Origin of the sequence: Vibrio tapetis subsp. quintayensis, from assembly GCF_030409945.1 — a bacterium.
Taxonomy (GTDB): domain Bacteria; phylum Pseudomonadota; class Gammaproteobacteria; order Enterobacterales; family Vibrionaceae; genus Vibrio; species Vibrio quintayensis.
Genome location: NZ_JAUFQV010000024.1, coordinates 39,821 through 66,644, shown reverse-complemented (window position 1 = coordinate 66,644; position 26,824 = coordinate 39,821). Strand labels below are relative to the sequence as shown.

Below are 26,824 nucleotides of genomic sequence, written 5' to 3'. Positions count from 1 at the left end.
ATTCTCATAGCCCTTACCGTATCTAGGCTACTCGCAGTTATCCACCAAAATTGTGGATAAGTGTGTTGATGGTTTTTTGACAACTTATTTTATCCAAAAATAGCTCTTTTCGACAAAAGAAAATTCCTGATTAAACCATTGTTTTTATTTTGATTTTTCCAATTTGATGTTTGGTTGGTGAAAAGCCGGGAAATTGATAATGTGCAAATAAAGGATAAAAACGTCGAAAAATGGGGAAAACCCGTGGATTGTTTTGTTGGTTTTTTTGCGGGTGGTGCATATGAGGGACGAGAACAATAGCAAAGTTAAACTTAATGTACCATTACTTTTTCAAATGACTGTATGTTTTTTGTAGCCAGCCCTTATTGATCTAAGATAGATTAACCAGCGACAATATAGTGCGCAACGTTCGTTAGGGATAAATCATGTCAAAACAATTTGAGTTGGTGTCTAAATACCAACCCGCAGGTGATCAGCCAACCGCAATTGCACAATTGTTGGATGGGCTCGAATCAGGCCTTGCCCATCAGACGTTACTCGGGGTGACGGGGTCAGGAAAAACATTTACCTTAGCGAATGTCATCGCCCAATCTCAGCGCCCGGCTATATTACTGGCACCCAATAAAACCTTAGCCGCTCAGCTGTACGGAGAGATGAAAGCATTCTTTCCAAATAACTCGGTTGAGTATTTCGTTTCCTATTACGATTACTATCAACCAGAGGCTTACGTACCAACGACGGACACCTTCATTGAGAAAGATTCTTCGGTGAATGCTCATATCGAACAAATGCGTTTGTCGGCAACGAAAGCTTTGCTGGAACGTAAAGACTCGATTATTGTTGCTTCTGTTTCTGCAATTTATGGTTTAGGCGATCCAGACTCCTACTTAAAGATGATGTTGCATGTAAGCCGCGGTGACGTGATCAATCAACGAGACGTATTACGTCGCTTGGCTGAACTGCAATATTCACGTAATGATGTCACATTCGAGCGCGGTCAGTTTCGAGTTCGAGGTGAAGTGATTGATATCTTCCCGGCAGAATCCGATCAAAATGCAGTTCGGATTGAATTGTTTGACGAAGAAGTCGAATGCATCAGCCTATTTGATCCGTTAACCGGTGCCATCGTTCAGCGTGATCTCCCACGTTATACCATTTATCCTAAAACCCACTATGTGACGCCACGAGAGCGCATGTTAGAGGCGATAGAGAAAATCAAAGTAGAGCTTGAGAGCAGAAAGAAACACCTACTTGATAACAACAAGTTATTAGAAGAACAGCGAATATCGCAACGAACCCAATTCGATATTGAAATGATGAACGAGCTGGGCTTTTGTTCTGGAGTTGAAAACTACTCTCGCTACCTCAGTGGCCGAGGTGAGGGTGAGGCACCACCGACTTTATTTGATTATTTACCGAAAGATGGCTTGCTGATCATTGATGAATCGCACGTGACGGTTTCTCAAGTTGGCGCCATGTATAAAGGCGACCGTTCACGCAAAGAAACGCTGGTGGAGTTTGGGTTCCGTTTACCATCAGCATTAGATAATCGGCCGCTTAAGTTTGATGAATTCGAGTCTATCGCTCCTCAAACGATTTACGTGTCGGCAACGCCAGGCAATTACGAAATTGAAAAATCTGACGGTGAAATTGCCGAGCAGGTTGTACGCCCTACTGGGTTACTCGACCCTGAGTTAGAGGTGCGTCCCGTTGCTACACAAGTGGATGACTTGTTATCTGAAATACGCAAACGCAGTAAAGTGAATGAGCGAGTGTTAGTGACGACCCTCACGAAGCGTATGGCGGAAGACTTGACCGAGTATTTGGATGAACATGGTGTTCGTGTTCGTTACCTGCACTCTGATATTGATACGGTCGAAAGGGTTGAAATCATTCGTGATTTACGTTTAGGCGAGTTTGATGTCCTGGTGGGGATCAACTTACTTCGTGAAGGCTTAGACATGCCTGAGGTGTCTTTGGTCGCTATTTTAGATGCTGATAAAGAAGGTTTTTTACGCTCGGAACGTTCATTGATTCAGACCATTGGCCGAGCTGCACGTAACTTAAGCGGTAAAGCGATTTTGTATGGCGACAAAATTACAAAGTCGATGAAAAAAGCGATGGATGAAACTAACCGCAGGCGTGAAAAGCAGCAAGCTCATAATCTAGAGCAAGGTATTGTGCCTCAGGCTTTGAAGACGAGCGTGCAAGATATCATGGAAATTGGCGATATTGCCAAAACGAAAAATAGGAAAACCGCGAGTCATGTGCCGTTATCTAAAGTTGCAGAAGCATCGAACAGCTATGAAGTGATGTCGCCACAAGAATTAGAAAAAGCCATGACTAAGCTTGAGAACGAAATGTATGCTCATGCACAAAACTTAGAATTTGAACAAGCAGCAGATAAGCGAGATCAATTAGAAAAACTCCGATCGCAGTTTATTTCTAACAGCTAGTTTTGTGATTTTAATCGGCTAATCAACGGCGTCCATGGTTAACCTACTTACCATGAGTCTTTGATTAGTAACGGGTTCAACGAAAATTAGACAAAAAAATAGCCAGTAGGAATAAATCCTGCTGGCTTCATTTTGTGAAAACTAAGTTCACTAACAACGTCAGTTGGCTAGGTGACTCTTTCGAGTCATATAGATAAATGCAGATACTGTGCCAATAAATATGGCCCGTATTCTGTAAAGAACGTTGCAAAAATGTGGTTTAAAGCTATTATTGATTGCAAAATGCAACTCATATTGCAAATAATTATTAAAGTGCAACGGCTGGGATATGCAAGATAAACACACGAGTCCTAAAACAAAATACTTATTGATGGTAGAAGATACGGCGTCGGTCGCGGCCCTGTATCGCTCTTACCTGACACCGCTTGGCCTTGATATTAGTATCGTAGGAACGGGCAAAGACGCCATTACAAGTTTGGAACATCGAACTCCAGATCTCATTTTGCTCGATCTGCGCTTACCAGATATGACAGGGATGGATGTTCTTTCATCGGTGAAAAAGAAATATCCAGATGTGCCGGTTATATTCATGACGGCCCATGGGTCTATTGATACCGCAGTGGAAGCCATGCGTCGAGGGGCACAAGATTTCCTGATTAAACCATGTGAAGCCGATCGTTTACGTGTCACGGTGAACAACGGTATCCGTAAAGCAGGCAAATTAAAAGCGCTCGCCGATGAACCAGGTAATAATAATTACCAAGGCTTTATTGGTAGTAGCCAAACAATGCAAGCCGTTTATCGTACCATTGACTCCGCTGCACCAAGTAAAGCTTCGGTATTCATTACCGGTGAAAGTGGAACTGGTAAAGAAGTTTGTGCAGAAGCTATTCATGCTGCCAGTAAGCGTGGCGATAAACCGTTCATCGCTATTAACTGTGCCGCGATTCCTAAAGATCTGATTGAAAGTGAATTGTTTGGTCATGTAAAAGGGGCGTTTACTGGAGCTTCAACAGATCGACAAGGTGCAGCCGAACTGGCTGATGGTGGCACACTGTTTTTGGACGAATTGTGTGAAATGGACTTGGAACTGCAAACCAAGCTATTAAGGTTCATTCAAACAGGTACGTTCCAAAAAGTAGGCTCGTCAAAAATGAAGAGCGTTGACGTACGTTTTGTATGCGCAACCAACCGTGACCCTTGGACAGAAGTACAGCAAGGTCGGTTCAGAGAAGATCTGTATTATCGATTGTACGTTATCCCGTTACATCTTCCGCCTTTGCGCGATAGAAATGAAGACGTGGTTGAAATTGCCTATTCGTTGTTAGGCCATATGTCGACAGAAGAGGGCAAAGGTTTTGTGCGCTTTTCTCAACAAGTAGTCGACCGATTTGTTGAATTCGAATGGCCGGGAAATGTAAGGCAATTGCAAAATGTCCTTCGCAATGTCGTGGTACTTAATCACGGCAATGAAATCACGCTTAATATGTTGCCACCACCATTGAACGTGTCTTTTTTAAATGATTTGCAAGGGAAAAATGCAACTGACGATATTTCAGCTAAACTTTCAGTAGAGCAAATTAGACCTTTATGGATGACAGAAAAAGGGGCGATTGAACAAGCTATAGACGCGTGTGATGGGAACATTCCCCGAGCGGCGAGTTACCTAGATGTTAGCCCATCGACGTTATATCGAAAACTCCAGACCTGGAAGGAAGCGCAGGAGTGAGCCAATGACTAAAATTATAAATACAGACAAGATCGATGAGTTGAGCAGAGACATTGGTGAAGAAAATCTACCGATGTTGTTCCACATTTTTATTGGCGAATTGCTTGATTACGCAGAAGCATTATCTGATGGGAAATTTGAGAACGACGCGGCGGAAGACCAGCTAAAATCCATCAGCCATTCGCTTAAGAGCAGTGCAGCGAGTTTTGGTGCAGAAATGTTGTGTGCGTTTGCTACCAACTTAGACGCTCAGTACAAAACCGGAGAGCCGATCAATACTCCTGAGAACCGGGAAACCATGATTGGCCATTTAAGAACAACCCGAGAAGAATACGTGAAGTTAACTCGTCAATAACCCCTTTTCGCTCACGTATATTTTTGTGTAAATCAGATGAAACTAAAGCGCCGCATTGAATGATATTCGATGCGGCGCTTTTTAATTGGTAGAGCTACTTATACCAATAGATCTGCAATGGCCTGTTGAAGCTTATCTCTATCATGACGCCAATCATGATTCGCAGAAGCTAAGTCAACATTGACCACTGTGCAAGCGCCGTCTAATTCGGGGTGTGGAATGTTGGTGAGCAATAAGTCGACTTGCCTACCCTGGCAGGCGCGCTGGCACCACTCCAACTTTTCCTTAAGCGTCATTCTTCCGGCAGGGCCAAATTCAGGCGATAAGTTCTCGACGAAGATCACTTTAGCTGTGGTGTTGGCCGCGATGGCTTTGCCCATTTCAGGTAGTAAAATAGGAGGCATGATACTGGTTAAAAAGCTACCAGGGCCAAGTATGATTGCATCGGCTTGTGCAATAGCTTCTATGCCTTCTCGCGTGGCGGGTACTTCAGGCTCGACGTAAAGGCGTTGTAGGTCTTGTTCCATTTCGTCTACGTTAGTTTCACCACGAACCCAACCGCCCTCAACAGATAACGCGCTTAGATCGGCAGGGTGCTCAGACATAGGAACGATGTTGACATCGACCTTAAGCATGTCTCTGATTAAGTTGATTGCATCCATAGGCCGAACAGACAAGTTATCCAATGCCGTGAGCATCAAGTTACCTAAATTGTGGTTGTTCAGCTCACCGGCACCTTTAAAACGATATTCGAACATCATTGAGCCAATAGAGGGTTCGGTGATGAGTTGGTTAATGCAGTTACGTGTGTCGCCCCATGCAATACCACCCTGACAGTGACGAATACGGCCAGTAGATCCGCCGTTATCAGTAGTAGCAACAATGCCTGTTGCGTTTGAACCAAAATCCTTTAGCGCGGCCAGCATTCGCCCCAAGCCATGACCACCACCAACTGCGACAATTTTCTTGTTTTGATATACGTTCATTTTCATTATTTTTATTGTTGAAGCCTGAGTGTACTTTGCCTGCTAGAAAGTTCGAATACTAGGTTAAACCTCTAAATTCTGCTTAAAAGAGCCGCAAACACCTGCTTTTTTGAAAAATTAGGTGGCGTAACCTACCATTATTGAGTACTTTTACAAAAAAGCACTATCTATACCTCATTATCATTGAGGATTTGTATGGGTAGTTGCCATAACTCCGAGCTCTGATTGCTAAGTCTGAGAAGATACGAAATCAGAGCCAGTGGCATATACCACAAGGGTTTACTTGGAAATGAGTAAGCCTCCCGTGTTTGGAAAGGTGTTCCGTGGCGAAACAATTCGAAGATAGATTCCAACGCAAATTTTATTATTTGCGCTTGTCAGTTACAGACGTCTGTAACTTTAAATGCACATATTGCTTACCTGATGGATACCATCCTTCGGGTCAAAAAAACTCGTCTTTTTTAAGTGTTCCTGAGATCAAGCGTGTGGTTCGAGCATTCGCCGATTGTGGTACCAGTAAGGTACGTATCACCGGTGGTGAACCTAGTCTGCGTAAAGATTTCACTGAGATCATAACATCGGTTGCCGATACCAGTGGCATATCTAAAGTTGCGACGACAACCAACGGCTACCGCATGGCGAAGCATGTTGGTGAGTGGCGAGATGCCGGGTTAACGGATATCAATGTCAGTGTTGATAGCCTAGATCCACGTATGTTTCACCAAATTACCGGTGAGAATAAGTTTACTGATGTGATGCGCGGTATCGATCGCGCATTTGAAGTCGGTTATGAACTTATTAAAGTTAACGTGGTGCTGCTAAAAGATCTCAATAGCCAGGAAATGCCTGGTTTCCTCAATTGGATTAAAGACCGACCAATTCAGCTCCGCTTTATCGAACTCATGCAAACGGGCGAAATGGACTCTTTATTTGCCAAACATCACCAGTCTGGAGTTAGCTTGAGAAATCACCTAATTGCCAACGGGTGGTTGCTCAAAGCGCGCGCAAATAATGACGGGCCTGCACAAGTCTTTATCCATCCAGATTATCGCGGTGAGATAGGGCTGATCATGCCGTATGAAAAAGACTTCTGCCAAAGTTGCAATCGACTCCGTGTGTCTGCCAAGGGCAAACTGCATCTATGTTTGTTTGGTGAGCAAGGGGTTGAGTTGCGAGATTTGCTGCAAGGTGACGAGCAAGAATCGGCACTCATTCAACGCATTACAGAACAGCTGCAAACGAAATCTGTTAGCCACTTCTTACAAGATGGCGTAACGGGAATGACACCGCATTTGGCGTCGATTGGCGGATAAGCCAGCACCTGATCTCATTTATTTAATTTCAAAAGACAAAATTACAAAAAGGTAACGACATGGGTCACGCAGAAAGCAAATTTGAACCTGCTAACATTGCAGTATTAACGGTTTCGGATACTCGTACTGAAGAAAACGATACGTCGGGCGGTTACCTTGCAGAGCAATTGCAAGAAGCAGGGCATAAATTAGCAGACAAAGCGATTGTCATTGATGACATGTACCAAATTCGCGCCATCGTATCAAAGTGGATTGCTGATGAAAGTGTTCAAGCTGTCATGATTACTGGCGGTACAGGCTTTACTTCTCGTGATAGCACGCCTGAAGCGTTAGTTCCTCTATTTGATAAGCAAGTGGAAGGGTTTGGCGAGTTATTCCGTACTGTTTCTTATGAAGAAATCGGCACCTCGACCATTCAATCTCGCGCTATCGCTGGCTTCGCTAATCACACCGTAATTTTTGCTATGCCGGGTTCTACTGGTGCATGTCGCACAGCATGGACCAAAATAATCAAGCAACAGATGGATGCAAGCCATCGCCCTTGTAACTTCATGCCACACCTTTCTGTTTAAGGAGTGAGATGATGACTCAATTTACGCACATTAATGCCTCTGGCGAAGCTAACATGGTTGATGTGTCTGCGAAAGCGGAAACGGTGCGCGAAGCAAGAGCGGAAGCCTTTGTTCACATGGCGCCAGAAACACTAGAACTGATCGTCTCTGGCTCACACCATAAAGGTGATGTATTTGCGACCGCTCGCATTGCTGGTATTCAGGCTGCAAAGAAAACTTGGGATTTGATTCCACTTTGTCACCCGTTGTTACTGACCAAGGTTGAAGTTCAACTGGAAGCCATTTCTGCGGAAAATAAAGTGCGTATCGAGTCTGTCTGTAAGCTTGCGGGTAAAACCGGTGTTGAAATGGAAGCGCTGACGGCAGCCTCCGTTGCCGCGTTGACCATTTACGATATGTGTAAAGCGGTACAAAAAGACATGGTTATTGAACAAGTTCGTTTGCTAGAAAAGACGGGCGGTAAGTCAGGTCACTTTAAGGTTGAATCATGATTAAAGTTCTTTTCTTTGCTCAAACTCGTGAATTAGTTAATACAGACTGTTTGGAAGTTGAAGCTGGTTTTACAACCGCTGAAGCACTTCGAGCACATCTAGCAACTAAGGGTGATAAGTGGGAGCTTGCTTTAGAAGCGGGCAAAACATTGGTTGCGATTAACCAAACTTTATCGCCATTAGACAGCGCAATACAATCTGGCGACGAAGTGGCATTCTTTCCTCCGGTAACAGGGGGGTAAGATGGAGCAAGTAGCGGTTCAATTTAATGATTTCAGTGTTGCTGACGAATACGCGTATTTGTCGGAAGGCACTTCAGCAGGCGCAGTTGTTACTTTTATTGGTAAAGTACGAGACATGAACTTGGGTGACAATGTCATCGGTTTGTCGTTAGAACACTATCCTGGAATGACAGAAAAAGCATTACAAGAGATATGTGTGGAAGCGGAAAATCGTTGGCCAATCGGACGAATGCGAGTCATCCACCGCGTTGGCGATCTTGATATCGGCGATCAAATTGTATTTGTTGGTGTTTCAAGTGCGCACCGACAAGCGGCGTTTGAAGCGTGCGAGTTTGTGATGGACTATCTTAAAACCAAAGCACCATTTTGGAAAAAAGAACGTACCACAGAAAATGAACGTTGGGTTGAATCCCGAGACTCTGATGCAAAAGCGGCGTCTCGTTGGAATAAATAGCTTAACTAGAAAGCTAATATGAAGAAAAGGATGCCAAATCAGCATCCTTTTTTTTGTTTTAGCACTTAGCACTTAGCTTTTAGTACTTCGTACTTCACCTTTAATTAGTCAAGCAGCTCGCCGCTCCCACTTCTTTCCAGACTCCCCATTGGCCAGATTGGCTAGGATCTTGACCTTGAGTCCACCATTGGGCTGTCCATTCTTTACCTGTCCATGAAACTATGTCGCCGGTATTATAAACTGCGGCAGAGTCCCAAAGATTAAGACATAAGTCAGGGTTGGTTGCTACTTTGCTTATCGTGACAGTCGCACTCGCAACACTGCTTTCTTTGCCATCACTTACCGTAACAGAGAATACCAACGGAGTATTCTGCGTATATTCGGCTGCAGTGAAAGACAGAATAGCGCCTTGAATGTTGGCGTTTACACCAGCAGGTACGGCCCAGTTGAAGGTTAATGTGTCGTTGTCTGCATCGCTAGACGCGCTAGCATCAACAGTAATGATATCGCCAGCATTGGCCGTTGCCGGAGCGGAAACTAGCGCGACAGGTGGCGTATTGACTGGGTTAACGTTGGCCGGGTTTATTGTAATTTGTACTAAGTCAGCCGCTACCGCACCTTTGTTATCAGTAACAGTGAGCTTAAAGGTGTACATTTCGACTTGCGTAACTTCTGCTGCTTGAAAAGAAGCAACTGCCGCATTCGCATTGGTCAACACAACGGCTGTTCCTGCCGTTTGCTCCCACAGGTAGGTCGCAATGGTGCCGTCAGAGTCAGTAGAGGCTGAACCATCAAGGGTAACCGTTGCCGGGCCAGTAACTGCTTGGTCTACACCGGCAGCCGATGTAGGCGCTTTGTTGGCTGGTGTACCCGTGGCTAACCCTTCTTGCATGGCATTAAGAATATCGCCATTATCGGCGTCAATTTCCCATGAGAATAGACCCGCTAGGCCAAGGCTACGTACATATGCCCCCTTCGCTTTAACAGAGCGCTCATCATCAAAGGAAATAAGCTTGCCATTGGTGCGGTTCCAAACGTAAGGGGCTTCGGCGGCTGCATCGTAGCCGTATTCATAACCATTAATGCCTTGGTTGTTTGCACCGAGCATATTGGCTTTAATGCCTTTGTAGTCGATTACGCCAGCTTCCCAAATGCCTTCAGCACTAGAACCTGAAAGTTTGCCATTACCAACGCCTGTCATTGGATCGGTAGGGTCGGTTAAGCTAGAAGGCATGACGCCATCCCAACCGCGGCCGTACATGGCAGTACCAACGACGAGTTTATTCGCTGGTACACCTTGCGCGAGCAAAAGGTCAATTGCGTTACGGGTTGTATAAGCAGGCCCTTTAAACGGAACGCCGTCGTCATCAACGCCGCTGCCATCACATTGGCCTGGAGCCATGAAGTTACCGCAATTAAGTGCTGTTTGGTGGCCAGGAACGTTATTCCAACCACCATAGAAGTCGTAAGACATCGCGAAAATATAGTCCATATGCTGGGCTGCTTGCGCAAAGTCGACGTCTTCCAATTTGTCATAGCCTACGCCAATGGCCGAAGTCAGCTCGTAGGTACGGCCTGTTTCCGCACTCAGTTGGTCTAGCATAGCTCTTAGTTCTTGCATTAGAGCAATATAAGCAGGCCCGTCTTTGAGTGGGTCACCTAGGTTAGCATTTTCACCGCCTCCTCCTGGGAATTCCCAATCGATATCGACTCCGTCATAGAACTTCCATGTGGTAAGAAATCGTTTCACTGAGGCAACAAACGTGTCTCGGTTCACTTTATCGGTAAAGCTGAAAAATGGGTCGGAAAGGGTCCAGCCGCCAATCGATGGGATAATTTTTAGATCTGGGTAGGCTTTCTTAAGCCCCATGAGCATCGCGTAGTTACCTTTGATCGTTGAGCCATGTTCATGCCCTGCTTGCGGGAAGCTTTTTTGGAATGCTGCCCAAGGGTCATGAATAACAACTTCAAAATCGTTGACACCCTGACACGCTGTTTTCAGTGCGTTATAGCTATTTCCCCCTACCGATTTGACCGACTCATTTGGGCCACAAATTGGGATGAAACCGTACAAAATGTGGGTTAGGTTATCGGCGGGGATGTTGTCGACGGTGTAGTCACGGCCGTAGATACCCCATTCCACAAAGTAAGTGCCTACAACAGTATTAGCCGGTGTGGTGAAAGACTTGTTGTTAGGATCGACATTCATCACCAAAGGCTTAAGGTGAGCGCCGTCTGTGTCGGCGATGGAAATTTCTTCTGGAGCACTTTGGCTACATCCCGTGGCGTCACATGCTTCGATCACAACTTGATATAAACCTCCCGTTGGGTAGCCAAAAGAAGCGGTAGTTTGGGAGCCCGTTATTGGGCCGGATGCGACGTTGACGTTATCAAAGTAAATATTGTAAGTATCGCCAGTCGTACCACTCCATTGGTTAAATTTTATCGCGATTGGCGCTTGGTCATGGTAAGTCACCATCTGGTTATACCCAGCGGTTGATTCCATGGCTAATTCAATTTTTGAGTACTGTAAGTTATTCGACCCATACAAATCTATTGTGGGGATCGCGGGTGCTGCATTGGCTGCTCCCGAGAGTGATAAGCTAACTCCGATTGCACATATGCTTAAACGATTCATTTGGTTTCTCTCGTTCCTTGAATGGAACTGCACTTTCTAAATTGGGTGCAGTGCTGCCCATGAATAGGCATCGACGACAGTGTTGTAAATGGACTAGGGTAACGCAAAATTGGTGAGCCACTTTTGCACTGAGCTAAAAGAAAGCCACGAAAAAAAGTGTGAAGTTGCAGATAAAAGTACGATCACTCGGTTTTTTATAAAAATTGACATAATTGTGAAGCGGCTGTACGAAAAGTAGTCTATGCAAGTGCGCGCAGTGATAATGCTCACAAAATGTGTTACTTAAACAGGAGTAATGGGGGGTTTAGTTCGACTAAGAGTTTATTAAATGTTACGTTTTTGTTTAGGGTTAGAATAATCTATCGAGTATTAGTTTGTTGTCAGAACAAACGGCACATAAAAAATGGCTTTATGGTCAATGTTGATAGGTTATGACTGCAATTTCAATTATTCCTGGAATAATTCGCTAATAAATACGGATCTTGTCAATATTATCCGACTTTTTAATACATTTTTATGGCAAATTACCCCAATGATTGATAGATTGTTGCCCAATCTTCATAGTGTTTTGAGAAACGTTGTGTGAAATTTATGCTAATTTCATGCGATTTTTTCTAAAAATACCTGCCGTTCAGGTATTTATGAAGACGTCATGGATGCAAATAAATAAAACTTGGAGTTTCTGCATGTATAAAAATAAAATTACTCGTGCGCTATTAGTAGGTACGGGCCTTTCTCTTGCTCTTGTAGGTTGTGGCGATAAGCCAGAAGAACAAGCAGCGCAACCAGCAGCAAAAGTAGAATCTAGCGAATCAAAACTGGCAGCAGTTCAGGAATTGGTTCGTGGTAATGGTACTGAAGTAGCAACCATTGACCCGCACAAATCTCAAGGTGTTCCAGAATCTCACGTTATCCGTGACCTTCTTGAAGGTCTAGTTAACCAAGATGGCGAAGGTAATACTATCCCTGGTGTTGCTGAGAGCTGGGAAACAACAGACAACAAAACATTCACTTTCCACCTACGTAAAGATGCTAAATGGTCTAACGGCGATCCTGTCACTGCGGAAGATTTCGTATACAGCTTCCAACGTGCCGTTGATCCAGCGACTGCTTCTCCATATTCTTGGTACATGGAATACACCAAGATGACGAACGCAAAAGACATCATTGCTGGAAAGAAAGACAAAAATACTCTAGGTGTTAAAGCGATTGATGCAAACACGCTAGAAGTTCAACTTGACGCAGCGGTTCCTTACTTCGTAATGATGATGGGTCACACAACAGTGAAGCCTGTACATAAAGCGACAGTAGAGAAATTTGGCGACCAGTGGACGAAGCCTGAAAACTTCGTTGGTAATGGCGCATACGTAGTAGACAAGTGGGTAGTGAACGAGCGCCTAGTTGTTAAGCGTAATGATCAGTACTGGGATAACGCGAACACGACTCTTAACCAAGTTACGTTCCTTCCAATTGAAAACCAAGTAACGGAAATGAACCGTTTCTTGTCTGGCGAAATCGACTTCACAAACGAACTGCCAACTGAGCACTTCAAGCGTCTGAAGAAAGAAAACCCAGAGTCTCTTTCAATTCAAGGTAACTTGTGTACTTACTACTACATCTTCAACACGAAGAAAAAGCCGTTTGATGATGTTCGCGTACGTAAAGCAATTTCTTACGCAATCGACCGTAACATCGTGTCTGATGCTATCTTAGGTCAAGGCCAAAAACCTGCTTACTTCCTTACTCCTGAAATCACAGCTGGATTCAGCCCAGAAGCACCTGCTTACGGCAAGATGACTCAAGCTGAGCGTGATACAGAAGCAGCTAAACTGCTAACAGAAGCTGGCTTTGGCACTGACAACCCACTGAAATTCTCTCTACTTTACAATACTTCTGAGAACCATAAGAAGATTGCAGTAGCATTGGGTTCAATGTGGAAGAAGACTCTAGGTCTAGAAGTTACTCTAGAAAACCAAGAGTGGAAAACATACCTAGCGTCTAAAGACCAAGGTGATTTCGAAGTAGCACGTGCCGGCTGGTGTGGTGACTACAACGAAGCATCTTCATTCCTGACTCTAATGGTAAGCAATAACACAACTGGCGGTATCCACTACGACAGTGCTGAGTACGATGCAATCATTGATAAAGCATTGAACTCAACGTCTGAAGAAGAGCGTACTAAGCTTTACCTTGAAGCTGAAGCTCTACTTGCTAAAGACATGCCAATTGCACCTATCTACCAATATGTTAAATCTCGTCTAGTTTCTCCTCAAGTTGGCGGTTTCCCTGTTAACAATGCGGAAGACAAGATTTACTCCAAAGATCTATACATCAAAGCTCAGTAAAAACTGACGCTAAAAAAACTATAAGTAACTCAGACACTGCATGTGCTTTATAAGCACATGTAGCGTCTTTCTGATTTTAATTGTCACAGACTGGAAGAGTGAGTTTATGTTTAAATTCATCATGAAACGGATATTTGAAGCCATTCCAACAATGTTGGTGCTTATCACAGTATCGTTCTTTCTAATGCGTTTTGCACCGGGAAACCCTTTCTCGAGCGAACGTCCTTTACCGCCACAAGTATTGGCAAACATTGAGGCGAAATACGGCCTTGATAAACCTGTATTTGAACAATACACCACTTACTTAACCAACATTTTGCAAGGTGACTTCGGTCCGTCTTTCAAATATCTAGATTACACGGTAAATGAACTCATTGCGGTTGCTTTGCCTGTATCGGCTAAAGTGGGTGCTGTCGCGTTTATTTTCACTGTAATTCTGGGTGTATCGGTCGGTACCTTTGCGGCTCTGCGGCAAAACACGTGGGTTGACTATGGCGTTATGGCCACCGCAATGATCGGTGTGGTCATGCCTTCCTTCGTAATTGCACCTACCTTGATGTACATTTTTGCAATTAAGCTTGATTGGCTTCCCGCTGGTGGTTGGTACGGAGGGTCCTGGCAATACATGGTATTACCGGTTCTCGCTATGTCGATGCTGTACGTTGCAACGTTCGCCCGTATTACTCGTGGCTCGATGATCGAAACGTTAAACAGTAACTTCATTCGTACTGCTCGTGCAAAAGGTCTTAGCTACCGTTATATCATTCTGAAACATGCACTTCGCCCTGCATTGTTGCCTGTTGTTTCTTACATGGGGCCTGCTTTCGTAGGTATCATCACAGGTTCGGTAGTTATCGAAACTATTTTTGGCCTGCCGGGTATCGGTAAGCTATTCGTAAATGCGGCATTCAACCGTGATTATTCACTAGTAATGGCAGTCACCATTTTGATTGGTTTCTTGTTCATCGTATTCAACGCAATCGTTGATATATTACTGGCTGTAATTGACCCGAAAATTCGCTACTAGGGACGGACTCTCATGCTGACGAAAAAAGAAAATTTAGATGCGATCGAAAAGTTCTCTGAGAACTTAGAAATTGAAGGTCGTAGTTTATGGCAGGACGCTCGTATCCGTTTTATGCGTAATAAAGCGGCAATGGTGAGCCTGGCAATCTTAGCGGTTTTAACTTTGGCAGTCGTATTTTTGCCAATGATTGCCCCTTACACTTACGATAATACCGACTGGTATGCGATGCACGTAGGTCCGAACGCTGATCACTGGTTTGGTACCGATAGCTTAGGTCGAGACTTATATGTCCGTACTCTTATCGGTGGCCGAATCTCATTGATGGTGGGTGTACTTGGTGCGTTGGTTGCAGTTGTTATTGGTACGCTTTATGGCGCCGCGTCAGGTTTTATTGGTGGCCGTACCGACCGTATCATGATGCGTATCCTAGAAATCCTATACGCCGTACCATTCATGTTCTTGGTTATCGTATTGGTGACATTCTTTGGTCGTAACATCGTGCTTATCTTTGTTGCTATCGGTGCGATTGCATGGCTTGATATGGCGCGTATCGTACGTGGTCAGACTCTGAGCTTACGCAGTAAAGAATTCATCGAAGCGGCACACGTATGTGGTGTGAGCAAGTGGAAAATCATCACTCGCCATATCGTACCAAACGTATTAGGTATTGTTGCGGTTTACTCAACATTACTGATTCCATCTATGATTCTGACCGAGTCATTCCTTTCTTTCCTTGGTCTTGGTGTACAAGAGCCAATGACTAGCTGGGGCGCATTGCTTCAAGAAGGTTCGCAAACAATGGAAGTTGCAATTTGGCAACTGGCATTCCCTGCAGCTTTCATGGTCGTGACCCTGTTCTGCTTTAACTATGTCGGTGATGGTCTTCGTGACGCACTTGATCCAAAAGACAGATAACTAGAATAAGAAGGAAAGCAATATGAGCTTATTAGATGTCAAAGATCTGCGTGTTGAATTTACCACGCAAGACGGAATCGTAACCGCAGTTAACGATTTAAACTTCTCTCTTAATCAAGGCGAAACCTTAGGTATCGTTGGTGAGTCTGGTTCTGGTAAATCACAAACTGTGTTTGCCTTAATGGGTCTGCTTGCCAAGAACGGTATCATCTCAGGTAGCGCAAAGTTTGAAGGCAATGAAATACTGAATCTGCCAGAAAAAGAACTGAATAAAGTTCGAGCAGAACAGATCGCCATGATCTTCCAAGATCCAATGACGTCACTTAACCCATACATGAAAGTAAGTGATCAGCTTATGGAAGTGTTGATGCTGCACAAAGGCATGGGTCGAGCTGAAGCATTTGAAGAATCAGTACGTATGCTCGATGCGGTTAAAATCCCAGAAGCGCGTAAACGTATTACTATGTATCCGCATGAATTTTCTGGCGGTATGCGTCAACGTGTAATGATCGCAATGGCGCTATTATGTCGACCAAAGCTATTGATTGCCGATGAGCCAACAACTGCACTAGATGTAACGGTTCAAGCGCAGATCATGGACCTACTGAACGACCTGAAAAAAGAGTTCAACACCGCCATCATTATGATCACCCACGACCTTGGTGTTGTGGCGGGTTCATGTGACAAAGTGCTTGTGATGTACGCAGGTCGTACAATGGAATATGGCACAGTAAACGAGATTTTCTACGAACCAACGCATCCGTACGCAGAAGGGCTATTAAAAGCGATTCCACGTTTGGATACGGAAGGGGATATTTTGCCTACCATTCCAGGCAACCCACCAAACTTACTTCGCTTACCACCAGGTTGCCCTTATCAAGAGCGCTGCCATCGTGTGACGGATCGTTGTAAGACTGAAGCGCCAATCCTATTGCCATTTGGTGAAGGACGTCAACGCGCTTGTTTTTCTGACTGGGAGACTTGGACAAAATGAGTGAAGCAAAGAAATTAATCCTTGATATAAAAAACCTGAAAGTTCACTTCAACATTGCCTCTAAGTCGGCTTGGCCATGGGCTAAACCAACGGCATTGAAAGCGGTTGATGGCGTTAATGTTCACCTTTACGAAGGCGAAACATTAGGTGTGGTGGGTGAATCTGGCTGTGGTAAATCTACCTTTGCACGAGCAATTGTTGGTTTAGTGGACGCGACAGACGGCGATGTCGTTTGGATGGGTCAAGACTTGACTAAAATGCAGGAAGTGCAGCGCCGTGAAACTCGTAAAGAGATTCAAATGATTTTCCAAGATCCATTGGCATCGCTTAACCCGCGAATGACGATCGGAGACATCATCGCTGAGCCGTTGGAAACCTTCTACCCTGAAGTTTCCAAGCAAGACGTGAAAGATCGTGTGAAAGAGATGATGATGAAGGTAGGCTTACTGCCTAACGTTATCAACCGTTACCCACATGAATTCTCTGGTGGTCAGTGTCAGCGTATCGGTATTGCACGTGCGCTTATTCTTAAGCCTAAGATGATCATTTGTGATGAGCCAGTATCGGCTCTGGATGTGTCTATTCAAGCTCAGGTTGTTAACCTGTTGCAAGAGATACAAAAAGAGATGAATCTAAGCTTAGTTTTCATTGCTCACGATTTGTCAGTGGTGAAACACATTTCAGACCGCGTACTGGTTATGTACTTAGGTAATGCTGTTGAGCTGGGTGAATCTAAGGCCCTGTTTGATAATCCTAAGCACCCATACACTCGTGCACTGATGTCAGCGGTTCCAATTCCTGACCCAGAGCTAGAGCGTAAGAAAAAAATTGAAATGCTTGAAGGTGATTTACCTTCGCCAATGAATCCACCATCAGGTTGTGTGTTCCGTACCCGTTGTCCTCAAGCAACAGAGTTGTGTGCACAACAAAAACCGCAAATCAAAGGCGATGACGTTCACGCCGTTTCTTGTTTGATGGTCGATTAATTCAGCCTGTGACAGGCTCAAGCGCAGTTCCGTAAGGGCTGCGCTTTTTTTGTGTCCTCGTTCTAGAGTTAGGTTACTTACCCCCTAATTTTAAAAAACGTTTAACTTATCTCTATCTCTATCTCTATCTCTATCTCTAATCCCGTTAAACCGTCGCTCGCTTTATTTATCGTGATCAATAAAGTTTAGCTGTTAGTTAGTACTCACAATATGAGAGGTATTGGTACGACTATGGAAATACATGTTGATTTGGGAAATCGTGGAATTTAATGTCTAAAAAACGTGAAGGTCATTAGATATTACTAATTTAGCGTCAAAATAATGCCTAACTACTATGGATATTGTTTGATATGTCAATAGTATGGATGGATAGATTGTATGAGTTGTATAAACAGGTGACGCTCAGATCCTAGCTGAGTTTAGATTTTCACTTCAAAGTGAAAGAATCACATAAGGGTTAAAGAATGGATAACACTAATCAGGTCGTTGATGGACGTAGTCATGGACTCACCTTACCTCTTCAAAAAGGTCCATTTCAAAACAATGGTGCATCACCCTGGTATGCGATTGTGGGAGTCGGTACTCCGAATCAGGCATTAAAGTTTTCTTTTGATACGGGGAGTAACTTCAATTGGGTGACTTCGACTTTATGTGGTCCTGAGACATGTCATCACTTTGGTGGAAGCGAATTTAACTACAAAGCGTCACGCAGTTTTGAATGGGTTAGCCGGACTCCAATGACCGTAGATTTTGGTCCTTGGGGGGAAATGAAGGTTTCCAGTGGCGAAGATATTCTGGCGTTGTCGACACACGACAATATCACTCTTAAATCTGATTTATACCTATCTAGTGAATATGAAGGCAGTCAATTTGACGAATTGAATTGGGACGGTGGTATTGGCCTTCCGAGTTATTCTCATATCCCATTGAAGACGGATACTCCTAAGAGTGCTCTGAGAGGTCATCATCAATGCCACAGTGAAGCAAGTTTTCATTTTATGGAGTCCTTGCTTGCTCAAAACGTTATTTGTGCTGATGCGCCTTATGTCGGTTTTAGTACCGATCCTGACTCCAAACAAGGAGAGGTAACATTTGGTGCTCTGAATCCAGATTATGCGGATAGCAGAGAGTATTTGTTTCTTCCGTGGGATCGCTATGCTGCTAATACTGCGGTTGAGTCTTTGTATTATATCTGGACGACGCCGATGTCGAGCATGAAGATGGGCGATGACGTTTTGTGTGAGGCTAATGACAACGCAAAGCAGTGGTTTTGCTTGGATACAGGATCTTCCCAATTTAAAGGCGATCCAGACACTATGTTTTCGGCGTACCAGCAGGCTGGTCTTTATGGTAAGCCATTATCTATTAACTTCCCAGGTAATGCATGCTCTCTCGCGGGGGAAATCGAAATACCGAAAGATCTATATGATGTGAAGATTGAGCATGGTGAATTAGAAGGCAAAATCGTGCCTCAATTTCAGCCGATGCAAGGGTTGGATGCGTTAACTTTAGTGGGTTCTGTTTTGATGGACAGTTTATACACCGTTTATCAGTACAGGGTAAATGAGGCTCGCGAACTCGAACCCGTAGGTATGTGGTTGTTCAATAAGCCAGACGGTCCGAACATTATTAAAACCCGCCAAACGAAACCACCAGCGATCTACTTAAAAGATTTCTCCAGTGACTTTAAACTTACTGGCCGATGGGAAAATAGCTATGGCTCGCAAATGGACTTATTAACTCAGGCTAGCGGCGAAGTATGGGGATCCTACTCATCGACCACTGGTGCTTCTGGTTGTTATTATGTCTATGGTTGGAGTGCAGCACAGAATCCCACTCAAACTGAAGGGCAGGCAGTAGCATTGGCTATAACATGGCGTGCTCATGACGTGGGTGCAGAGCCGAATGACAGTTGGCGCTGGATGTCCACTTATTGTGGGCAAATGGTGGATGATACACAGCTGTCGGTGATCAATTCATTGGTAGCGACCAACCATTATGGAGGCGCTCAGGTTGGAGATTTTCTCGATAAGTTGGCGTTTAAAAAATGCAGCTCAGTTGAAAAGCAACAAGATGATGAATTGCTATCAAGATTGTTCAATAAAAGTGGCTCAGTAAGCTCTCCATTTAATGGTGATTGGTGGGATGAACAAAATGAGTCAGTTCTTCGTTGTTCCGTCGTTGATGAGCAACAAGGGTTGATCAACATACAATTCGAACAGCATGGCAAGACAACAACATTGAAAGGGTTCGCTGATACTTTAGCTCCTTTGTCTGGTGTTGATATCAAACGTCGCAGTTTGAGTGTTGCAGGTAAGGGGCTTGATGAATGGCCTATCTCGATCAGTGGTTATTTAGATCTAGAGGTAGACGCACTCATCGTGAACTTGTGGACGGCCCATGGCACTAGTGTCGAAGATAGTTACATGCAAGCGAACGCTCAGCAATTATTCTTTACACGAACATATTCTTCAAAAGGTTAATTTTATGAGACAAAACTTTGATCAAGAAGAACATGATAATGTGGTGCATGAGTGCTTTTCTAAGCTCTGGAGGTACTCTGCTGACCTGATGTTTATTATGGCCGTTGAACCTGATGGGGAGTTTACGCTCTATGATAATAACCCAGCATCTAGGGCCGTGATGGGGATGGATGCCGATCAGCCTATCCATCGCTATAACATTCGTGAAACCTGGGATGACGACATTGTCGAAGGGCTTTACGCGACATACCGTCAAGCCATTACCGTTCGCTCCCCAGTCTCTTTTGAACAGTTTGCAGTCAAAGATGACCAGCCTATATTCGTCGATACCTTGTTTGTTCCCATTTTTGACACCGATGACACACCGCTTTTTGTCTGCGGTGTGGCTCGTGATATTTCGAAAATTAAAGAAGCGGAGCAAATGGCGCTAGACGCTAACATAAAGCTGCAGGAATACTCTCAAGCTTTAGAAAGCATTAATAGTGAATTGGACGAAAAGGTAAAAGCACGTACTCAGGAGCTTGAATCGATTACTCATGATCTTGAAACGGCTTTAGAAGCAAAATCCTCGTTTGTTTCACGTATTAGTCACGAGATCAGAACACCTATCAATGCCATGCTAGGCCTCAGTAATTTGCTAAAAAAATCTCAGTTAGATGATGTACAGCAAGACTACGTAAACAAGATCTTGGACTCTGGCAACATACTGATAGGGCTCGTAAACGATATTCTCGATTTCTCAAAAATGGACGCAGACAAGTTAGAACCTGAGTCTGTTGATTTTAATCCAGAAACCATCATGAAGCAGGCGCTAAACCTTAATGGGTTTAAAGCAACCGAGAAACAACTTGAACTGACGTGCTTTATTGACCCTATGATGCCAAGAAAGCTGAAAGGCGATCCGCTTAGAATCCAGCAAATAGCCATTAACTTACTCAGTAATGCGGTGAAATTTACTCATAAAGGCGCGGTGACGCTGAATGTTGAGTTTCGTCCAAGAGGCAAAGGAAAGGGCACACTAGAATTCAGCGTGACGGATACCGGTATTGGTGTTTCTGAAGAGCAACAAGCACACTTGTTTAGCTCCTTTACGCAGGCGGACAGTTCTATTACACGCCGTTATGGAGGCACTGGCCTAGGCTTATCTATTTGCAAAAAACTGTCAGAATTGATGGGTGGCTCAATAAATGTTGATAGCAAAGTTAATCAAGGTAGTCGTTTCAGTGTTCGTATTCCTGTAGAAATTGCCGAACCAGAGAGCTTGATTAACGATGTGGTGGTTGAGAAAAATAGCCGAGTCCTATTAGTCGATCCAAGTGTTTATAGTGCGGCGTCGAATGTGAAAATGCTCTCTTCTGCCGGTTTTGACGTTGAGCATGTGCAATTTTCTGGGCAAGGGTTAGCTCGTGCTCGTGAGGCATTTAGCCTAGGGCAGCCGTTTGATCGCATAGTGATCGACTGGGAGTGTGTTCGCGGTGAGCATGCGGAATCGACGCTTAGAGTGCTTAAGCAGTATCAAAAATCAAACAAATTAATCGTCATGGCTGATGGTCTGAATAGCGTTTCTGATTATGGCTTTGATGGGTTATTTAACTGCATCGAAAAACCCATTACACCGGCGGCTATTTTTCCTCAACTTGGTCATGTTACCTTGTTTCAGCCCTCGTTGGATATCCACCCACCGATGAAAGAGTTGTTAGCTGGTCATCGTGTGTTACTCGTTGACGATAATCCGATAAACTTACAAGTCGCACTCGGTTATCTCGATGACTATGGATTGCGAGTTGATGTTGCTACCAACGGCGAGGAAGCGGTCGAGAAGGTGAGGCTACAGGACTACGATTTGGTGCTAATGGACATTCAAATGCCGAAATTGGATGGCCTATCTGCGACCAGCCAAATCAGAGCAAACCATCGAGCGAAAATGCCTATCATTGCACTGACAGCGCATGTTGCTGAAGCGACCGTCCAAGAATGTTTGGATATTGGTATGTCTGGTCATCTAAGCAAACCGCTGGATGAGTATCAGCTTCAGCAGACGCTACTGACTCACCTAGATATAGACTTTGCTCAGAATACGGCTTCTGATAACAGTAGCGACATTGATAAACAGATCGATGAGTTGAAACAAGCCGATGTATTAGACGTGCAATCGGCACTGGCGAGATTGAATCAACGAGAACCGCTTTATCTTTCGTTAGTTCAGAGCTTCTACTTCAGGTATTGTGATAATCCACTCATGCTTTCGATTCAAGAGCTGGACATCAACGAACTTAAAGATGAATTACACAGCCTTAAGTCTAACGCGGCCTATATTGGAGCGCCGTGGTTGGCTAGATTGGCGAGTGATTTAGAACGAAACGTAGAACAAAACGATTCCGAAAAGCAGGCCGATGCTCTATCTAGCATGCTGAATGCTGTGATCCAGCAATTAGCGCCAATTTATCAAAAGCAAAAACGTGATCTTAATAATACGTCTTCAGACCCACTATTCGAACAAGAACTTGTTACGCTTCTTCATCAGTTAGACAAATCAGACTTCGCCGCTGAAAAGACGCTGCGGACGATTTTGTCTCATCCGGAACAAAGAGGCGCGGTTCGTGAGCAGCTCGAAATTGTTGATCAGTACTTAGAAGAAATTGAGTTTGAAAGTGCTCATATGATCGTCAAGCAAGTGTTAAATCAAGTACGAGGAAAGTTGTGATGGAAGTAGTTCAACGAGTCTTGATTGTTGATGATGAAGTCATCAATTTAAAAATACTGAGCGAATTAGTCAGTGAAGAAGCGAAGGTAACCTTAGCAAAGAGTGGTGAACAAGCACTTAGAAAAGCACAACAATATCAACCGGATTTGATATTGCTAGATGTGAAAATGCCCGGCTTAGATGGCTTTGAAACCCTGAGTGAGTTACGACAAAATCCGTTAACTAGCCATATTCCCGTTATCTTTATCTCCGCATTAGCGGATTATAATCACGAAGAAAAAGGGTTAATACATGGAGCGGCAGACTACATCTTTAAGCCTTTTCATTTTGGGATTGTAAAAGCGCGCGTGCGCACTCACTTACAGTTGGTCGAGCAAACGAACAAGTTGCAGCAATTGGCTCGTCGTGACTACCTTACGTCACTGCCTAATCGCCGACATTACGATGAAGTACTCAAGAGTGAGTGGAAGCGCAGCCAAGAAGGGCGTCAGTTTATTTCATTAGCGGTATTTGATATTGATGACTTCAAGTTATTTAATGATCTTCACGGCCACGATGCTGGTGATGAATTGTTGAAAAAAGTATCAAAGGTACTAAGGGAGTTTTTTACCGCTCCTGGTCATTTAGTTTCTCGCTTTGGAGGTGAAGAATTTGTTGTGTTGATGCCGGGTGCCAATAAAGCAGAAGCGTTAGAACAAATTATTGATTGCTTAACGGCGGTGGTAGAGAGAAGCGAAGTCACCATGAGTGCTGGTGGTGCATCATGCATTCCAGATACACGATCAAGCGATTCAGCGTTGTTTCACCAGGCGGATAAGGCACTATACAGTGCTAAAGCGCAGGGGAAAAACTGTGTCGTTTGGGCTGACTAACGCAAAGTACAGAAGCTGAATTGGCGGCATTTGGCAAACATCATTTGTTAGTCGTTCAAAAATCTTGAAGGTGTTGAACAAACGAGGCTAGAGGAGGTTAATTCTCACGAAATTATACTATAGAAATGGATGAGGCATTTTGCGATGAAATGGCCATTAACTATTTTTAGGTGGAGTTCGATATGGGAAAGTTAGTTGAAGGTGTTTGGCACGACGTTTGGTATGACACAAAAGCAAGCGGTGGAAAATTCGTTCGTGAAGATGCGGGCTTTCGTGGGTGGATAGCACCGGATCTTAACGCTGAGTTTCCAGCAGAATCGGGACGATACCACTTATACGTATCACTGGCTTGTCCTTGGGCTCACCGAACCTTGATTTTCCGAGAGTTAAAAGGCCTGACCGAGCACATTGATGTGTCCATCGTAAGCCCAGACATGCTGAGTGAGGGGTGGCAGTTTGACTCGCCAGAACCTTTATTCGGCTTTACTAGAGCTCATCAACTCTACAGTAAAGCAAAGGCTGACTACACAGGCCGTGTTACTGTTCCTATTCTTTGGGACAAAAAAAACAATACCATTGTGAGCAACGAATCCTCTGAAATCATCAGAATGTTTAATAGTGCCTTTAATTCACTGACGGGCAATACGGACGACTATTATCCAGAAGCCTTACATACTGAAATTGAATACTGGAATGAGTTAATTTACCCGAACATAAACAATGGCGTTTATCGCTGTGGGTTTGCCACAACTCAAGAAGCATACGAAGAAGCCTATGAGCAATTGTTTGCTACATTAGACAGAGTTGACGCTCACTTGGAGCATTCACGTTATTTAGCCGGAGCACAGATTACAGAAGCGGACTGGCGCTTATTTACCACTCTGGTCAGATTTGATGCGGTTTACGTCGGGCATTTCAAGTGTAATAAACAAAGGATCAGCGATTACCGCCACATTCAAGGCTACCTAAAAGAACTGTTTCAAGTTAAAGGCGTAAAGCAAACGACCAATTTTGAGCACATAAAGCGTCATTACTATTTCAGTCATGCAGGGATAAACCCGACGAAAATTGTGCCAAAAGGGCCAATGCTGGATCTAGAAAGTGAGCATGGAAGAGGTAGCAGATAATTAGATTTAGAGTTTTATTTGAACCCAGATTTTTTAGCCTTTAGCCTTATTCCATATACAAAAAAACCAGCTCAATGAGCTGGTTTTTTTGTTTCATGCTAAAGCAAGAATATGGTGGAGGGGGACGGATTCGAACCATCGAAGGCTGAGCCGGCAGATTTACAGTCTGCTCCCTTTGGCCACTCGGGAACCCCTCCAGGGTGTTTTCCTATTCTAAAAATAGGCTTGAATGAGGTTTTCCCAACGCATCAATCAAGGTTTCTTTCGTTTCTCGTTAAAGAGACAAAAGCAATATGGTGGAGGGGGACGGATTCGAACCATCGAAGGCTGAGCCGGCAGATTTACAGTCTGCTCCCTTTGGCCACTCGGGAACCCCTCCAGGGTGTTTTCCTATTCTAAAAATAGGCTTGAAGGACGTTTTCCCAACGCATCAATCAAGGTTTGTTTTATTTCTCGTTAAAGAGACAAAAGCAATATGGTGGAGGGGGACGGATTCGAACCATCGAAGGCTGAGCCGGCAGATTTACAGTCTGCTCCCTTTGGCCACTCGGGAACCCCTCCAGGGTGTTTTCCTATTCTAAAAATAGGCTTGAATGAGGTTTTCCCAACACATCAATCAAGGTTTCTTTCGCCTCTCGTTAAAGACACAAAAGTAAATATGGTGGAGGGGGACGGATTCGAACCATCGAAGGCTGAGCCGGCAGATTTACAGTCTGCTCCCTTTGGCCACTCGGGAACCCCTCCAGGGGCATTTTCCTACTCGTTTACAACAAATAGGCTTAGCGGTTGTTTTCCCAACACGGTTGCTAAGTGCGGAGCGCATAATATCAAACACGGGAAACCTGTAAAGTGATTTCTTAGTTATTTGGTTTGAATGCTGGCTTTTTCGGCAAGAACGATAAAAAACGCACGTTTTGCTCTAAAGTTGACCGGTTTCATTACGCTTAAAGCTATTATTTTCTAACCTTTACATTCCTTTACGCTCAAAGTGAAATCGACTGGTAGAATAGTATCCATTCGTATTTCTTGGTTATTGCAGATGAAAAACAAAATAATAACAACAATTGCTTTAGTTACATGCCTCTCATTAAGCACAAACGCTTATACAAAAGGCCGGCAAGGCGGCGCTAGAGGTGCCCAAAGCATTGCTGTTGTCGCACAAACGGTTGCCGAACACCAAATTTCTCAGTCTCTTTCGCTGATCGGCAAGCTAGAAGCCAGCGAGTCTGTGATTATTTCCCCTGAAGCGGCGGGTAGAATCGAAAAAATATCGGTTAAGTCGAATCAAGATGTTAAACAGAACCAATTACTCGTCATGTTAAATGATGACAAAGCACGAGCAGCGGTATCAGAAGCTAAAGCGTATTTGGATGATCAGAAGCGTATCTTGGTTGAATATCAAAGGCTGCTTAAACGTGGCGCTATCACGCAAACTGAAATTGAAGGACAAAAATCTTCGGTTGATATCGCGCAAGCGCGTTTGGACTCAGCACAAGCGGGTCTCAATGATCTGCATATTAAAGCGCCATTTAGTGGCACGGTAGGCTTTGTTGATTTCAGCCGCGGTAAGTTAGTCAGCGTGGGAGCTGAATTACTGACCTTAGATAACCTAGAACTTATGGAGCTAGACGTTCAAGTACCTGAGCGCTATTTGTCTATGTTATCAAACGGCATGAAAGTGACCGCAAAAAGCCAAGCATGGCAGCAGATTTTTACTGGTGAAATCGTTGGGGTTGATTCGCGAGTAAACAAAGAAACATTGAACTTACGTGTTCGTGTTCACTTTATGAATGAAAACAAAATGCTTAAGCCGGGTATGCTCATGGCCGTAGATATTGCTTTCCCGGCCATTGAAGCGCCGATCATTCCTGTTCAAGCATTAGAATACTCAGGCACTAAACGTTACGTGTACGTGATCGATGCAGATAACAAAGCGAAACGCACCGAAATCACCCTGGGCGCTCGAGTAGAAAACGAAGTCGTGGTGGAAAGTGGGCTAGAAATAGGCCAAACCATCGTCACTCAAGGTATCGTCAATATGCGTGATGGGGCCTCGGTTCGAATTTTGACATCAGATGAGCAAGCGGAAACGCAGGGTAAGCCTGCAAAATCTCTTGATAGTAAGGGGTAACGGG

General features: G+C 44.2%; 20 protein-coding genes, 4 tRNA genes and 1 riboswitch. Of the genes, 18 read left to right on the top strand and 6 right to left on the bottom strand.

Annotated features, from left to right (window positions below; genetic code table 11):
- Positions 1 to 425: 425 nt before the first annotated feature.
- From uvrB to QWZ04_RS09115, 3 genes are all read left to right on the top strand, one after another.
- Entirely contained in the window at positions 426 to 2,456 is a 2,031-nt protein-coding gene (gene uvrB, locus QWZ04_RS09125; RefSeq protein ID WP_290327186.1) for an excinuclease ABC subunit UvrB, read from the top strand.
- A 328-nt stretch (positions 2,457 to 2,784) separates the two neighbouring features.
- Positions 2,785 to 4,185 (top strand): quorum-sensing sigma-54 dependent transcriptional regulator LuxO, encoded by a 1,401-nt coding sequence (gene luxO / locus QWZ04_RS09120; RefSeq protein WP_290327184.1) that lies wholly within the window; start codon positions 2,785 to 2,787, stop codon positions 4,183 to 4,185.
- A 4-nt stretch (positions 4,186 to 4,189) separates the two neighbouring features.
- Positions 4,190 to 4,540, top strand: a complete 351-nt coding sequence (locus QWZ04_RS09115; protein ID WP_290327183.1) for an Hpt domain-containing protein — start codon at positions 4,190 to 4,192, stop codon at positions 4,538 to 4,540.
- Positions 4,541 to 4,638: 98 nt separating this feature from the next.
- Here QWZ04_RS09115 and yvcK read toward each other — a convergent pair whose 3' ends face one another.
- Positions 4,639 to 5,526 (bottom strand): uridine diphosphate-N-acetylglucosamine-binding protein YvcK, encoded by an 888-nt coding sequence (gene yvcK / locus QWZ04_RS09110; RefSeq protein WP_290327181.1) that lies wholly within the window; start codon positions 5,524 to 5,526, stop codon positions 4,639 to 4,641.
- A gap of 200 nt (positions 5,527 to 5,726) precedes the next feature.
- Positions 5,727 to 5,861, top strand: a riboswitch (molybdenum cofactor riboswitch).
- Here yvcK and moaA point away from each other — a divergent pair.
- The 5 genes from moaA to moaE all read left to right on the top strand — a co-directional run bounded on the left by moaA (position 5,850) and on the right by moaE (position 8,598).
- Positions 5,850 to 6,839 (top strand): GTP 3',8-cyclase MoaA, encoded by a 990-nt coding sequence (gene moaA / locus QWZ04_RS09105; RefSeq protein WP_290327179.1) that lies wholly within the window; start codon positions 5,850 to 5,852, stop codon positions 6,837 to 6,839. (Overlaps the previous riboswitch by 12 nt.)
- Positions 6,840 to 6,898: 59 nt before the next feature.
- The gene (gene moaB / locus QWZ04_RS09100) at positions 6,899 to 7,411 is read left to right on the top strand and encodes a molybdenum cofactor biosynthesis protein B (protein ID WP_102521906.1); all 513 of its coding nucleotides are present in this window, start codon (positions 6,899 to 6,901) and stop codon (positions 7,409 to 7,411) included.
- Between the two features lie 11 nt (positions 7,412 to 7,422).
- Positions 7,423 to 7,902: a cyclic pyranopterin monophosphate synthase MoaC gene (moaC, locus tag QWZ04_RS09095; RefSeq protein ID WP_290327389.1), complete on the top strand. Its 480-nt coding sequence runs from the start codon at positions 7,423 to 7,425 to the stop codon at positions 7,900 to 7,902.
- Positions 7,899 to 8,144: a molybdopterin synthase sulfur carrier subunit gene (gene moaD, locus QWZ04_RS09090; RefSeq protein WP_290327176.1), complete on the top strand. Its 246-nt coding sequence runs from the start codon at positions 7,899 to 7,901 to the stop codon at positions 8,142 to 8,144. The genes moaC and moaD overlap by 4 nt, the downstream gene beginning before the upstream one ends.
- 1 nt (position 8,145) lies before the next feature.
- Positions 8,146 to 8,598: a molybdopterin synthase catalytic subunit MoaE gene (gene moaE, locus QWZ04_RS09085; protein ID WP_290327173.1), complete on the top strand. Its 453-nt coding sequence runs from the start codon at positions 8,146 to 8,148 to the stop codon at positions 8,596 to 8,598.
- A gap of 100 nt (positions 8,599 to 8,698) precedes the next feature.
- Here the strand turns inward: moaE and QWZ04_RS09080 are convergent, their stop codons facing one another.
- Positions 8,699 to 11,236, bottom strand: a complete 2,538-nt coding sequence (locus tag QWZ04_RS09080; protein WP_290327171.1) for a glycosyl hydrolase family 18 protein — start codon at positions 11,234 to 11,236, stop codon at positions 8,699 to 8,701.
- A gap of 686 nt (positions 11,237 to 11,922) precedes the next feature.
- Between QWZ04_RS09080 and QWZ04_RS09075 the strand changes: the two genes are divergently transcribed.
- The 9 genes from QWZ04_RS09075 (at position 11,923) to QWZ04_RS09035 (ending at position 24,689) form a co-directional block, all read left to right on the top strand.
- Entirely contained in the window at positions 11,923 to 13,581 is a 1,659-nt protein-coding gene (locus QWZ04_RS09075) for an ABC transporter substrate-binding protein (protein WP_290327169.1), read from the top strand.
- Between the two features lie 106 nt (positions 13,582 to 13,687).
- Positions 13,688 to 14,608 (top strand): oligopeptide ABC transporter permease OppB, encoded by a 921-nt coding sequence (gene oppB, locus QWZ04_RS09070; protein ID WP_290327167.1) that lies wholly within the window; start codon positions 13,688 to 13,690, stop codon positions 14,606 to 14,608.
- A 12-nt stretch (positions 14,609 to 14,620) separates the two neighbouring features.
- Positions 14,621 to 15,523 carry an oligopeptide ABC transporter permease OppC gene (gene oppC / locus QWZ04_RS09065; protein ID WP_290327165.1) on the top strand — a complete coding sequence of 301 codons (903 nt, stop codon included), beginning with the start codon at positions 14,621 to 14,623 and terminating at the stop codon, positions 15,521 to 15,523.
- A 22-nt stretch (positions 15,524 to 15,545) separates the two neighbouring features.
- Positions 15,546 to 16,517, top strand: a complete 972-nt coding sequence (locus QWZ04_RS09060) for an ABC transporter ATP-binding protein (protein WP_231897879.1) — start codon at positions 15,546 to 15,548, stop codon at positions 16,515 to 16,517.
- On the top strand, positions 16,514 to 17,503 hold the full coding sequence (gene oppF / locus QWZ04_RS09055) for a murein tripeptide/oligopeptide ABC transporter ATP binding protein OppF (RefSeq protein ID WP_269459947.1): 990 nt from the start codon (positions 16,514 to 16,516) through the stop codon (positions 17,501 to 17,503). Before QWZ04_RS09060 ends, oppF begins: the two co-directional genes overlap by 4 nt.
- 464 nt (positions 17,504 to 17,967) lie before the next feature.
- Positions 17,968 to 19,986 (top strand): pepsin-like aspartic protease, encoded by a 2,019-nt coding sequence (locus QWZ04_RS09050; protein ID WP_290327157.1) that lies wholly within the window; start codon positions 17,968 to 17,970, stop codon positions 19,984 to 19,986.
- 4 nt (positions 19,987 to 19,990) lie between these two features.
- The gene (locus QWZ04_RS09045; RefSeq protein ID WP_290327155.1) at positions 19,991 to 22,690 is read left to right on the top strand and encodes a response regulator; all 2,700 of its coding nucleotides are present in this window, start codon (positions 19,991 to 19,993) and stop codon (positions 22,688 to 22,690) included.
- Positions 22,690 to 23,562, top strand: a complete 873-nt coding sequence (locus QWZ04_RS09040; protein WP_290327153.1) for a GGDEF domain-containing response regulator — start codon at positions 22,690 to 22,692, stop codon at positions 23,560 to 23,562. Before QWZ04_RS09045 ends, QWZ04_RS09040 begins: the two co-directional genes overlap by 1 nt.
- Before the next feature lie 182 nt (positions 23,563 to 23,744).
- Positions 23,745 to 24,689 (top strand): glutathione S-transferase family protein, encoded by a 945-nt coding sequence (locus QWZ04_RS09035; protein ID WP_290327150.1) that lies wholly within the window; start codon positions 23,745 to 23,747, stop codon positions 24,687 to 24,689.
- Between the two features lie 112 nt (positions 24,690 to 24,801).
- On the opposite strand, the gene QWZ04_RS09030 is transcribed toward QWZ04_RS09035, so the two are convergent.
- The 4 genes from QWZ04_RS09030 to QWZ04_RS09015 all read right to left on the bottom strand — a co-directional run bounded on the left by QWZ04_RS09030 (position 24,802) and on the right by QWZ04_RS09015 (position 25,433).
- Positions 24,802 to 24,886 (bottom strand) — tRNA-Tyr (locus QWZ04_RS09030).
- Between the two features lie 97 nt (positions 24,887 to 24,983).
- A tRNA-Tyr gene (locus QWZ04_RS09025) sits at positions 24,984 to 25,068 on the bottom strand.
- Positions 25,069 to 25,165: 97 nt separating this feature from the next.
- Positions 25,166 to 25,250 (bottom strand) — tRNA-Tyr (locus tag QWZ04_RS09020).
- Positions 25,251 to 25,348: 98 nt separating this feature from the next.
- Positions 25,349 to 25,433, bottom strand: a tRNA-Tyr gene (locus QWZ04_RS09015).
- A 295-nt stretch (positions 25,434 to 25,728) separates the two neighbouring features.
- Between QWZ04_RS09015 and QWZ04_RS09010 the strand changes: the two genes are divergently transcribed.
- Positions 25,729 to 26,820 (top strand): efflux RND transporter periplasmic adaptor subunit, encoded by a 1,092-nt coding sequence (locus QWZ04_RS09010; protein ID WP_290327148.1) that lies wholly within the window; start codon positions 25,729 to 25,731, stop codon positions 26,818 to 26,820.
- The last annotated feature ends 4 nt before the right edge of the window (positions 26,821 to 26,824 follow it).

Coding starts and splice junctions, on each gene's coding strand:
- uvrB (WP_290327186.1), top strand. CDS start 426: ATGTCAAAACAATTTGAGTTGGTGTCTAAATACCAACCCGCAGGTGAT.
- luxO (WP_290327184.1), top strand. CDS start 2,785: ATGCAAGATAAACACACGAGTCCTAAAACAAAATACTTATTGATGGTA.
- QWZ04_RS09115 (WP_290327183.1), top strand. CDS start 4,190: ATGACTAAAATTATAAATACAGACAAGATCGATGAGTTGAGCAGAGAC.
- yvcK (WP_290327181.1), bottom strand. CDS start 5,526: ATGAACGTATATCAAAACAAGAAAATTGTCGCAGTTGGTGGTGGTCAT.
- moaB (WP_102521906.1), top strand. CDS start 6,899: ATGGGTCACGCAGAAAGCAAATTTGAACCTGCTAACATTGCAGTATTA.
- moaC (WP_290327389.1), top strand. CDS start 7,423: ATGACTCAATTTACGCACATTAATGCCTCTGGCGAAGCTAACATGGTT.
- moaD (WP_290327176.1), top strand. CDS start 7,899: ATGATTAAAGTTCTTTTCTTTGCTCAAACTCGTGAATTAGTTAATACA.
- moaE (WP_290327173.1), top strand. CDS start 8,146: ATGGAGCAAGTAGCGGTTCAATTTAATGATTTCAGTGTTGCTGACGAA.
- QWZ04_RS09080 (WP_290327171.1), bottom strand. CDS start 11,236: ATGAATCGTTTAAGCATATGTGCAATCGGAGTTAGCTTATCACTCTCG.
- QWZ04_RS09075 (WP_290327169.1), top strand. CDS start 11,923: ATGTATAAAAATAAAATTACTCGTGCGCTATTAGTAGGTACGGGCCTT.
- oppB (WP_290327167.1), top strand. CDS start 13,688: ATGTTTAAATTCATCATGAAACGGATATTTGAAGCCATTCCAACAATG.
- oppC (WP_290327165.1), top strand. CDS start 14,621: ATGCTGACGAAAAAAGAAAATTTAGATGCGATCGAAAAGTTCTCTGAG.
- QWZ04_RS09060 (WP_231897879.1), top strand. CDS start 15,546: ATGAGCTTATTAGATGTCAAAGATCTGCGTGTTGAATTTACCACGCAA.
- oppF (WP_269459947.1), top strand. CDS start 16,514: ATGAGTGAAGCAAAGAAATTAATCCTTGATATAAAAAACCTGAAAGTT.
- QWZ04_RS09050 (WP_290327157.1), top strand. CDS start 17,968: ATGGATAACACTAATCAGGTCGTTGATGGACGTAGTCATGGACTCACC.
- QWZ04_RS09045 (WP_290327155.1), top strand. CDS start 19,991: ATGAGACAAAACTTTGATCAAGAAGAACATGATAATGTGGTGCATGAG.
- QWZ04_RS09040 (WP_290327153.1), top strand. CDS start 22,690: ATGGAAGTAGTTCAACGAGTCTTGATTGTTGATGATGAAGTCATCAAT.
- QWZ04_RS09035 (WP_290327150.1), top strand. CDS start 23,745: ATGGGAAAGTTAGTTGAAGGTGTTTGGCACGACGTTTGGTATGACACA.
- QWZ04_RS09010 (WP_290327148.1), top strand. CDS start 25,729: ATGAAAAACAAAATAATAACAACAATTGCTTTAGTTACATGCCTCTCA.